Here is a 340-nt window from a genome sequence, read left to right as displayed (position 1 = left end):
CTTATTACGTAATAAGGTCATTTCTTGCATTTCAGCTTGAGTCGCGAGATCTAACTGCTTCTCCAATTCTGGGATTCGACCATATTGCAATTCAGACATACGGTTAAGGTCACCAGCGCGTCGTGCAAAATCCATATCCATTCGAGCTTGTTCTAGCTCTGATTTAATATGTTGCGTACCAGACAGCGCCGCTTTTTCAGCGTTCCAAACTTCTTCAAGCTCTGCGAAATCGCGTTCTTTCTCAGAAAGTTCGCTTTGTAACGTACGAAGCCTCTTTTCACTGGCCTCATCATTTTCATTCGTCAGAGCTTGCTGTTCGATCTTCAATTGAATGATTTTG

The 340-nt window shown here is 42.9% G+C and carries 1 pseudogene; it reads right to left on the bottom strand.

The features are described 5' to 3' along the window. Positions 1 to 340, bottom strand: a pseudogene (locus AB4496_RS25510) (type VI secretion system ATPase TssH); the annotation flags it as partial.

The organism is Vibrio sp. 10N.222.46.A1, assembly GCF_041473595.1.
Lineage (GTDB): Bacteria > Pseudomonadota > Gammaproteobacteria > Enterobacterales > Vibrionaceae > Vibrio > Vibrio tasmaniensis_A.
Note: the sequence above shows the minus strand (reverse complement) of the source record. Positions and strands in the feature narration are given on the sequence as shown.